We start from the raw sequence: 1,152 nt of genomic DNA, 5'->3' as shown, positions 1-1,152 counted from the left end.
GTCGAACCCGAAGGGCGGGCCGAAATGGGGCGCTCGCAGCGCCGCCAAGCCGGGCAGATACCACACGGTATCTGCCCGGCTCGTCGTCTCGCGATCATCCCCATTGCGGCCCGTCGCAATGACAGTTATTTGCGGGACAGGACACTAGTCATGCACCGACACCGGGAGGCTGACATGCCCTCACCCTTTCGTCCGGCCCGTGAGCTGCTGATCCAGTACGCCCACTACCACCGAGACCGCCGCAACATCGCGACCCACTTTGTCGGCATCCCGATGATCGTGTTTGCCATCGGCGTGTTGCTGGCGCGACCGGCGATGGACCTGGCCACCCCGGCCGGCGAGTTGATGCTGACGCCGGCGCTGTTGCTGTGGGGCATCAGCACGCTGTGGTACCTGACGCGCGGCGAGTTCGCGCTCGGTGCCGCCGTCAGCCTGCTCAATGGCGCGCTGATCATGCTGGCCGCGCCGCTGGCCGCCCATGGCGTGACCACCTGGCTGGCCTGGGGCTTCGGCCTGTTCCTGCTGGGCTGGGTGATCCAGTTCCTCGGCCATGTCTACGAAGGCCGCAAACCCGCCTTCACCGACGACCTGATCGGCCTGCTCGTCGGCCCGGAGTTCGTCACCGCGGAAGCCTTGTTCTCGTTCGGCCTGCTGCACGGCCTGCGCGACGAGATCGAGCGCCGCGCCGGCCCCACCCACATCCGCGACCTGGCATTGCCGGCCTGAGGCGCGGTGGGTTCTGCCGGCACCGGTATGGCGGCGCCGGCCTCCTGCTCAGGTCGACTTCGAGACGCTGATCGTCGGGAACTTGGCCGAGAAGTCCTTGGCCTTTTGCGCCACCTTCGCCGCCAACTGACGCGCCACCGACTTGTACAAGCCGGCGACTTCGCTGTCGGGCTCTGCCACCACCGTCGGGTGGCCGCTGTCGGCCTGCTCCCGGATCTTCATCGTCAGCGGCAGCGCGCCCAGGTAGGCCACGCCGCGCTGTTCGGCCATCTTGCGGYCGCCGTCGGCACCGAAGATGTGCTCGGTGTGGCCGCAGTTCGGGCAGCAGTAGACCGCCATGTTCTCGACGATGCCGAGCACCGGCACGCCGACCTTCTCGAACATCGACARCCCCCGCTGCGCGTCGATCAGTGCAATGTCCTGCGG

General features: G+C 67.7%; 2 protein-coding genes. One reads left to right on the top strand and one right to left on the bottom strand.

Features of this window, described 5'->3' with window-relative positions:
* Nucleotides 1–174 precede the first annotated feature (174 nt).
* Entirely contained in the window at nucleotides 175–726 is a 552-nt protein-coding gene (locus AC1DYI_RS36380; RefSeq protein ID WP_477208944.1) for an Mpo1 family 2-hydroxy fatty acid dioxygenase, read from the top strand.
* A gap of 48 nt (nucleotides 727–774) precedes the next feature.
* Here AC1DYI_RS36380 and AC1DYI_RS36375 read toward each other — a convergent pair.
* On the bottom strand, nucleotides 775–1,152 hold a 378-nt coding region (locus tag AC1DYI_RS36375), incomplete at its 5' end, for a P-loop NTPase (RefSeq protein WP_477208943.1).

The sequence above is a fragment of the Ideonella sp. P3_A4 genome (assembly GCF_056403075.1).
This window is presented reverse-complemented; position numbering and strand designations above follow the sequence as displayed.

Bases quoted from the DNA above. Each gene is read 5' to 3' on its own strand.
- AC1DYI_RS36380 (WP_477208944.1), top strand. From the start codon at position 175: ATGCCCTCACCCTTTCGTCCGGCCCGTGAGCTGCTGATCCAGTACGCC.